This is a genomic window from Pseudonocardia sp. (assembly GCF_025965585.1).
Lineage (GTDB): Bacteria > Actinomycetota > Actinomycetes > Mycobacteriales > Pseudonocardiaceae > Pseudonocardia.
The window spans coordinates 1-7324 of sequence record NZ_JAOPWR010000535.1 but is presented as its reverse complement, the minus strand read 5'-3'; the positions used below and the strand labels follow the sequence as shown (position 1 = coordinate 7324).

The window sequence follows — 7324 nt, the reverse complement described above, 5'->3', positions numbered from 1 at the left end:
CGCGGCGCTCCATCATCGTGGCGAGCTCCTCGGCCCGGCGCGCGGCGGTGACACCGACGGTGAAGCCGGCCAGGGGCGGCACATCGGTGGTGGTGTGGGCGGGCGCATCAGTGGTCGTCACGGCACCCGTCAGGGTATCGCGATCTCCACCCGGCCGTCTGTGACGCGGACCGGGTGCACCGTTACGTTCACGTCAGGTTCGTCCAGGCAGCGGCCGTCCACCAGGTGGAACGACTCCTTGTAGATCGGCGATGCGACGGTGGGCACACCCCTGCGGTCGTCGACGGTCCCGCGCGACGGCACCGCCGCCCGGAGACCGGGTCGACGTCGTCGATGGCGAGGTCCAACGCCGCCGCTCCTTCTCCTCACCATCCGTCATCGGGCAGTGGTCGGGAAATGTGCGATCGCGAACGCGGGTCAGACGCCGACCAGTACCTTGCGCGGGCGCGAGGCCTCGGCCCGCACCGGACGCGGGTGGACGGCGTAGGTGACGACGAGGCAGAGCACGTGGACAGCACCGACCACAGCGACCAGATCGAGAAGCCGATGTGCTGTGAGAAGCGCGCGTGGCTCAGAGCCCGGCGCTGACCAGCCCGGCTGCCCGCTCCAGGCCGGCGAGCGTGAGAGCGGAACCCTCCGGGTGCTGTGCGTGCAGCGCGAGCCGGTGCAGCACGGCCCGCAGCAGCATCTGCGGCCACTCGTCCAGGTGCGACCAGCGCTGGATGAGGCCCTCGTCGGCTCCGCCCCAGGCCAGCGCGTCGACCACCACCACGGCGGCCGCCCACTCCTTCGGGCGCCAGCACGGCACGAGGTCGACGAGTGCGGGCACGCCCTCGTCGTCGAAGAGGACGGCGCCGAACAGTTCGGGGTGCACCACCTGTGCGGGCAGCCGGACCGGGGTGCGGTAGGCCGCGAGCTGGCCGTAGAGGTCGCCGCCCTTGGCGGGCTCCAGTGCCAGCCTGCGCTCGCCGAACGCCGCGGCCGCCGACCGCGTGAGCAGGTCGTCGCGGTCGTCGAGCACGCGGGGCCGTTCGACGTGGGCGGTGGCGGCGTGCAACCGCATCCCGGCCTCGACCACGGCGTCGTAGCGCGGCTCGAGGGCACCGGGGACGAAGCGGCCCGCCGCCCAGCCGGCCACGATCCAGCGCCCGTCGGACGACCGGACCGGCCGCGCCAGCCGCAGGCCGGGGACCTCCAGCCCGTCGAGGACGCCCGCCGACCATGCCGCTACCGCGTTGTCGGAAACCGGCCGGATCAGCACGTCGCCGCAGTGCCACGCACGACGACCGGCCCACACCACCGGCCTCGGTTCCAGGTCCTTGACGCCGAAGGCGGTCCGGACGTGCGGGGGAAGCACGGCGCCTGCCTTGTCGGCGGACGCACGGGCGGGAGCAACGGTCACGCCCGGCACGCTACCTGCGGTGGCCGCGCGATCGGGGCTGCCACGCGGAACGGCCGGGCTACCACCCGCCGGTGTCGGAGGAGGACGAGCCCGCACCGGCGCTGGTGTACGAGGCCGAGGAGGACGAGCTCTCCCCCGAGCCGTCCGACGAGCTCGCGCCGGAGTAGTCCGTGGAGCCGGAGTAGTCCGTGTGGTCCGTGGCGCTGCCCGAGCCGTCCGGCCGCTGCTGCGACGAACCGCTCGCCGACGCCTGCTCCCGCATCGCGGCCTCCACCGCGGGTGCGGCCACCTCCCCGCCCGGCACCGACGACACGATCGCCATGGCCATCTCCGCACCCGGGGTGCTCGCAGGCGAACCGCTCCCCGTGGAGCGGGGCGGCGCCGACCGTTGCTGCGGGACCACGATCTCGGCAACGGGGGGCTGCTCGGCGGGCGCCACCGCCCGGGCCGGGGTGGCCCCCTTCTCGGGGACTTCCCGCGCCGGTGCGGGTGCCTGCTCCCGGGCGCCCCCGGTGACGGCGTCCCCGACATCCCCGACGGCGTTCCCGGCCGTGCCGACGACCCCGCCGGATCCCGTGCGCTCCTGGCCGCCGCCCGCGGGCGCGGACTCCTGCTTCGGCGTTCCACCCCGGGAACCACGCCCGGAACCCCGACCGGACACGCCGCCGACGGTGTCCCCGACCGCGTCACCGACGCCTGCGGCCGTGTCACCGACGCCCTCGGCCGTGTCACCGACGGTGTCGACGACCCGCCCGACCGGTCCCGGCCTCGCGGGCTCGCGCGGCGCCGTCTCGTCACGGGGACCGCGCGGGTCGGGCGGCCCGCTCGTGGTGGTGGTCTGCCGCTCCTCCCCGGGAGCCCCGTCCCGGCCGGGGCCGACCACCTCGGGGCGGTCCGGGCCGGAGGCCGGGACCGGCTTCGGCGCGTCACGGCCGTCGCCGCGCAGGACGCCCATCACCTCGTCGCTCACCGCGGTGGTCTGCTGGCCGTCGTCGGGGAGCGGGGTGTGGGCGGCCTTCTCGACGTTGCCCTCGAGGCTCGCGAGCTCCAGCTTCTTGGCGTCGCGCTGGCGCAGCCGCAGGTCGCGCTGCTCCTGCAGGGCCGTCAGCGCCGCGGCCTCGTCGGGCGAGCTGAGGGCGGAGGTGGTGGGCGCGTCGCGCAGCGCCCGCTCCACGGCCTCGAGGTTGCGCTCCGCGACCTCGAGGTCCGCCCGGACGCCGCTGAGCGCGCGGTAGCTGTCGAGCTGCGACTGCAGCGCGAGGGCCTCCGACCTGCCACGGAGGCACCTCTGGCGGCCCTGACCAGCCGATCTACTGATTGGCGGTTGGTGGTGAGTGTTGACCACGTACTGCATTTCTGCGGACCGTCTGCGGACTTATGACGGACTCCGACCCTCTACATAGGACGCCCCCGGACGCGGTGACATCAACACCGGCCGGGGACTTGATCGCGAAGGACCGCGACCCATGCACATCCAACACGTTTCTTCCTGCCCGACCTGGTGCGACCCGCGGGTCCACCTCGACCACGACGACGACACCCCCGAGCACCGCACCGCCGGCCTCACGTGGAAGCCGGCCGCCGGTGACACCGCGCTGACCGTCCGCACGATCCGCCTCGACCACACCGGCGCCTTCGGCCACACCGGCCAGATCCTGGTGAACCTCTACATCGAGGACACCGAGTCGACCTACCCCGGTGGGCGCCCCATCACCATCGAGGCCGACCTCAACTCGGCCGACGCCCGCATGTTGGCCGCCGCGCTGGTGTGCGAGGCGGAGCGCGTCGAGGCGCTGCAGCTGCGGGTGACCCGATGACGCGCGCCGTCAAGACCTGCCCGACCACCGACCCGAAGCACTGGAGCCAGCAGCTCCCGCGGGGGCACGGCCGATCGGTGTGCGCCGACATCTGGCTGATCCCCGCCACGGTGACGGCCGCTGGCGTCACCGGCGCGGTGCTGCGGTGGTGGCTGCGATGACCCGCCTCGTGTTGTTCGCCCTGCTCGCGATCGTCGCCGGTGCGGCTGCGGTGCTCAGCTTCGCGGCGCTCGACGAGCTAGGCCGGCTGTGCGGCTTCGGCCCGCTCGCCGCGCTGCTGCCGCTGGTCCTCGACGCCGGTGCCGCGGCCGGCACCGTGGCGTGGCTGGGTCGCACCGGTCCCCCCCGCCAGTTCGGGCGCGTTCTCGCGCTGGTCCTGCTGGGCGGCTCGGTGGCGGGCAACGCGACCGCGCACGGTCTGGCCGCCTACGGCCTGGTCGCCCCGTGGTGGGCCGTGGTGGTCGTCTCCGCGCTGCCGCCCGCCGTGCTCGGCGCGGTGGTGCACCTCGCCACCCTGACCGCGCAAGGCGACACAGGGCGCCCTGAGCAGACGGAGGAGGCGGCGGCCGAGGGGACCCACGATCTGGGTACCCCCGTCACGGGGTTCTTCCCGGCTCCGGGAGAAACCCCGACCGACCAGGGTGTCGCCGCCGGCGACCCGGACCGCTCCGACGATGACACTGACCGAGCAGCGGCGCTGATCGCCGAGGGTGTCGGCCGGCGACGGCTCGCCCGCGAGCTCGGGATCAGCGAACACCAGGCGCGGGAGATGCTCGGCGGTTCGCGCAACGGCCACGCGGCAGGTGTCCGATGAGCGCCATATCGTTGCAAGCGCTCGTCCTTTTTGCCCTGACGTTCGTGGCTTACCTGGCCGTCCGCCGCCGAGCCTGGCTGGTGGCCGTGGGAGCCGTGACCGGCGCGGTGCCGATCGCTATCTCGCTCACCGCGCCCCTGCTCGTACCGATGCTCATGCTCGTTGCTGCCAGCGTGGTCGTCGGCGCGGTGATCCTGATGATTCGCCGCGGACGCTCCTCGAGCACCGTCAACCGTTGGGGCGCCCGGGCGCGGCGAACATCCGGGGTCGCGACGACAACCGATATCGTCAGGTTGAGCAGCGCTGCGGTCATGCGACGGAAAGCATCAACCGTCCGCCCCTCTCTCGCGGGCCGCACGCGGAGGGAACGGGTCCGCACCCGCACGACCGAGGTGGCAGTCCTCCTGTGCAGGGTCGGGGCCCTGGCGGTGTGGTCGTCGATCGAGGACGTCACCCTCATCTTCGGTGGGCCCCGTACCGGCAAAACTGGCTGGCTCGCCGGTCGCGTCATCGACGCCCCCGGGGCTCTGCTCGTCACCTCGACCCGCCCCGACCTCTACCAGCTCACAGCAGGCCTGCGAGCCCGGACAGGCCCAGTGCACGTGTTCAACGCCGTCGGTCTCGGCGATCTCCCGTCGACGACCACCTTCGATCCGCTGACCGGATGCACCGATCCGGTCAGCGCGACCGAGCGGGCAACCGACCTGCTCGCAGCCGGCAACACGGGCGACGGAGGTGACCGGGCATTCTGGGACGCGCAGGCCCGGCGGGTGCTCGCCTCACTCCTGCACGCTGCCGCGCTCGGCGGCCTGGCCATGCGCGATGTGCTGGGCTGGGTCTCCGACCCGGACAAGGCGCAGGGCCAGGTGCTGTCCCTTCTTCGCCGTTCCCCCGAGCCGGCCTACACCGAGGACGCCGCTCAGTTCCTCACTACGAACGAGCGGACCCGATCCTCGATCACCTCGACGATCATGCCTGCGCTCGGCTGGCTCACGAGCCCAGCCGCATCCGCCGCGGCCACCGGTGCGCAGCCGTTCGACGTCGCCGAGCTGCTTCGTTCCCGGGCGACCGTGTACCTGCTCGGCGCGGAGGAGGCGCACGCCGCACCCCTCGTGTGCGCACTCACGGGGCACGTCGCACGGGAGGCTCGGCGGATCGCTGCCGGCCAGCCGTCCGGTCGTCTCGATCCCCCACTGACGCTCGCCCTGGATGAGGCGGCGCTCATCTCCCCGGTTCCGTTGGATTCGTGGACCGCCGACATGGGCGGGCGGGGTGTCACGATCATCGCCGCGTTCCAGTCCCGAGCTCAGGTCATCGCCCGCTGGGGGCAGATCGGCGCGGCGATCATCCTCAACAACGCCGCCTCGATCATGGTGTTCGGTGGCACCCGTGACCGCGACGACCTGAGCTACTGGTCGTCGCTCGCCGGGGAGCGCGACGAGCCGGTCGTGACCACCGACGATGGCGGCAAGGTCACGTCGCGGTCTGTCCGCAAGGTTCCCGTTCTCGCGCCCGGTCAGCTGGCCAACGTGCCGTCCGGGCGGGTGGTGCTGTTCCGGCGCGGCATGGCGCCCGTGATCGGGCGGGTGGCGATGGCGTGGAAGCGACGGGACGTCCGCGTCCACGGGAAGTCCACCCACCGCATCACCCGGGCGCCCGATACGTCGCCCGGTACCGTCGCCCGCCCGGCACCCGGGTGGGCGAGCGTGCCCATCCCGCCCGCGGGAGCCACCCGCCCAGGGGTGGTGCCCAATGGCGGCCAGTGAATCGGACAGTCACCTACTGGGGCTCTCCCGCAACATCGAGCGGGTCTCCCGACGGGTCGACAACGCCGAGGCCCTCCTGCGGGAGCTGGCGAAGAGCATCACCGAGGTGCAGCAGGAGACGCGGGCGACGCCCGGGCCTGCTGTCCGCTCTTGGCTCACAGGCTCTGATCTTGCCCAGGCGGAGACCGATCTGCTCGACCTGGTGGTGTGGCTGGAGCGTGTGTACCTGCGCTACCCCAGCGCTGTTCTGCCGTCGTGCTGGCTGTGGCATCCGGCCGTCATCGAAGAGCTGTGGTGGCTACGGAACGCACACGCCGACGCCTACCACCCGGCCACCGGTTCCTGGGCGCGGGCCGGCGACTGGCACGACCGCCTACGGCCCGGTGTCGTCAAGCGCCTCCAGCCGATCGCCACCCGGTGCGAGCTGGCGCTGCACGTGGCCGGTGCGGAACACAACCGCGGCCCGGCCCTAGTGCCGTTCGCCGAGACAGCCGCTCTCATCGCGCAGGCCTGGACCAGATCGACGACAACACCAGAACCGACAGAACACCAACTCGACCAAGCCCTGAAGCGAGACGACCAACGGAACCGAACGAGCACCCCATGAGGATCAGCAACAAGCAGAGACGAGAACTCAGGATCAGAACCACCACCAAGATCATAAAGCCCTGCACACCTAGGCATCACGATCCGAGGGTGATCGACTCCGTCCCTGTCGGGCCGTCGTCGGCGGAGGCTCCGCGATGCTGAGCCTGGCCACCGGCCACGACGTCGGGTACCTCACCGGGCCCGTCGCGGGTGGACGGGAGAGTTACTACACGGGCGCCGTCGCGGCCGGCGAGCCTGCCGGGCTCTGGTACGGCGCCGGGGCCGAGGCTCTCGGTCTGTGCGGCGAGGTCGACGCCGAGTTGATGGAGGCTGTCTACAGCCAGCTCCTCGACCCGCGCGACCCGGCCACGCACAACCGGTCGACATGGGGCATGGCCGAGCCGCTCGCCGCCGCTCACCGTGCGTATCGGTCAGCGGACGACGTCTACGCCGGGCTGCTGGAGAAGAACCCGGGCGCCGGGCCCGAGCAGCGGGCCGAGCTGCGGGCTCAGGCGGAGAGGTCCGCGCGGCAGGCCGTCTCGTTCATCGACGCCACGTTCTCCGCGCCGAAGTCCGTGACCGTGATGGGGGTGGCGTTCGAGCGGGCGGCCAACGACGCCCGCGCGGCGGGTGACGAGCGGGCGGCCGAAGCGTGGTCCGCCCACCAGCGGGCGGTCGAGGATGCTGTCCTGGCGGGCGCCCGGGCGGCGCTCGACTATCTCCAGGACGTGGCCGGGTACTCCCGGGTGGGCCACCACGGGGGCGGGGCCGGGCGATGGATCGACGCCCACGGGTGGGTGGTCGCCCAGTTCCTTCAGCACGACTCCCGCGACCGGGACCCGCAGCTCCACGTGCACCAGGCGATCCTGAACCGGGTGCGCGGCGCGGACGGGGTGTGGCGGACGCTGGACTCCCGGGCGATCCACGCCCACCGGGG

The 7324-nt window shown here is 72.9% G+C and carries 10 protein-coding genes; 6 read left to right on the top strand and 4 right to left on the bottom strand.

All coding sequences use genetic code 11. The features are described from left to right. Nucleotides 1-129 precede the first annotated feature (129 nt). From JWR81_RS33050 to JWR81_RS33040, 3 genes are all read right to left on the bottom strand, one after another. Nucleotides 130-267 carry a nitrite reductase (NAD(P)H) small subunit gene (locus JWR81_RS33050; protein ID WP_297661790.1) on the bottom strand — a complete coding sequence of 46 codons (138 nt, stop codon included), beginning with the start codon at nucleotides 265-267 and terminating at the stop codon, nucleotides 130-132. Between the two features lie 304 nt (nucleotides 268-571). Next, complete coding sequence (locus JWR81_RS33045; RefSeq protein WP_297661788.1) at nucleotides 572-1402, bottom strand: TIGR02569 family protein; 831 nt, start codon at nucleotides 1400-1402, stop codon at nucleotides 572-574. A gap of 58 nt (nucleotides 1403-1460) precedes the next feature. Next, a complete protein-coding gene (locus JWR81_RS33040; RefSeq protein ID WP_297661786.1) occupies nucleotides 1461-2756 on the bottom strand; it encodes a hypothetical protein in 1296 nt (431 codons plus the stop codon). 112 nt (nucleotides 2757-2868) lie between these two features. Here JWR81_RS33040 and JWR81_RS33035 point away from each other — a divergent pair, with 112 nt between their 5' ends. From JWR81_RS33035 to JWR81_RS33025, 3 genes are read left to right on the top strand one after another with little or no spacing between them, the layout of a single operon-like run. Then, on the top strand, nucleotides 2869-3219 hold the full coding sequence (locus JWR81_RS33035; protein WP_297661784.1) for a hypothetical protein: 351 nt from the start codon (nucleotides 2869-2871) through the stop codon (nucleotides 3217-3219). Then, nucleotides 3216-3380, top strand: a complete 165-nt coding sequence (locus tag JWR81_RS33030) for a hypothetical protein (protein WP_297661782.1) — start codon at nucleotides 3216-3218, stop codon at nucleotides 3378-3380. The genes JWR81_RS33035 and JWR81_RS33030 overlap by 4 nt, the downstream gene beginning before the upstream one ends. Beyond that, nucleotides 3377-4033 (top strand): DUF2637 domain-containing protein, encoded by a 657-nt coding sequence (locus JWR81_RS33025; protein ID WP_297661780.1) that lies wholly within the window; start codon nucleotides 3377-3379, stop codon nucleotides 4031-4033. The genes JWR81_RS33030 and JWR81_RS33025 overlap by 4 nt, the downstream gene beginning before the upstream one ends. Nucleotides 4034-4082: 49 nt before the next feature. On the opposite strand, the gene JWR81_RS33020 is transcribed toward JWR81_RS33025, so the two are convergent. Continuing rightward, nucleotides 4083-4346, bottom strand: a complete 264-nt coding sequence (locus JWR81_RS33020; RefSeq protein ID WP_297661777.1) for a hypothetical protein — start codon at nucleotides 4344-4346, stop codon at nucleotides 4083-4085. Nucleotides 4347-4425: 79 nt separating this feature from the next. Between JWR81_RS33020 and JWR81_RS33015 the strand changes: the two genes are divergently transcribed. The 3 genes from JWR81_RS33015 to mobF form a co-directional block, all read left to right on the top strand. Next, nucleotides 4426-5799 (top strand): TraM recognition domain-containing protein, encoded by a 1374-nt coding sequence (locus JWR81_RS33015; protein ID WP_297661774.1) that lies wholly within the window; start codon nucleotides 4426-4428, stop codon nucleotides 5797-5799. Between the two features lie 106 nt (nucleotides 5800-5905). Further along, nucleotides 5906-6406, top strand: a complete 501-nt coding sequence (locus tag JWR81_RS33010) for a hypothetical protein (protein WP_297661772.1) — start codon at nucleotides 5906-5908, stop codon at nucleotides 6404-6406. Nucleotides 6407-6542: 136 nt separating this feature from the next. Next, the coding region (gene mobF, locus JWR81_RS33005) for a MobF family relaxase (RefSeq protein ID WP_297661771.1) at nucleotides 6543-7324 on the top strand (782 nt) is incomplete at its 3' end.

Excerpts from the sequence above, each read along its gene's own strand:
- JWR81_RS33040 (WP_297661786.1), bottom strand. The coding sequence starts at position 2,756 with ATGCAGTACGTGGTCAACACTCACCACCAACCGCCAATCAGTAGATCG.
- JWR81_RS33035 (WP_297661784.1), top strand. The coding sequence starts at position 2,869 with ATGCACATCCAACACGTTTCTTCCTGCCCGACCTGGTGCGACCCGCGG.
- JWR81_RS33030 (WP_297661782.1), top strand. The coding sequence starts at position 3,216 with ATGACGCGCGCCGTCAAGACCTGCCCGACCACCGACCCGAAGCACTGG.
- JWR81_RS33025 (WP_297661780.1), top strand. The coding sequence starts at position 3,377 with ATGACCCGCCTCGTGTTGTTCGCCCTGCTCGCGATCGTCGCCGGTGCG.
- JWR81_RS33020 (WP_297661777.1), bottom strand. The coding sequence starts at position 4,346 with ATGACCGCAGCGCTGCTCAACCTGACGATATCGGTTGTCGTCGCGACC.